The 230-nt window shown below is 73.5% G+C and carries 1 pseudogene; it reads right to left on the bottom strand.

The window, feature by feature from the left end:
* A pseudogene (locus DSP71_RS12475) lies at positions 1 to 230 on the bottom strand (flotillin family protein); the annotation flags it as partial.

Here is a 230-nt window from a genome sequence, read left to right as displayed (position 1 = left end):
CGTGGTCGGCGTCGCGACGCGCGGCGTGGGCGCGGCCGCCGAAGCCTCTGCGACTCCTGCGCCGAAGCCGCGGCCCACGGCCTGACCCTGGATGATGCCGGCCAGGTCGAGCCCCGTAGCCGAGTGGACGCTGTCGAACACCGAGGCCAGCGCCTTGGCGCTGTCGGCGCCCACGACGGTGGATGCGCCGTCTTCGCCGGAGCTGCCGATGATCGACACGTTGCCGATCG

The organism is Microbacterium sp. H6, assembly GCF_003314775.1.
Lineage (GTDB): Bacteria > Actinomycetota > Actinomycetes > Actinomycetales > Microbacteriaceae > Microbacterium > Microbacterium oxydans.
This window is presented reverse-complemented; position numbering and strand designations above follow the sequence as displayed.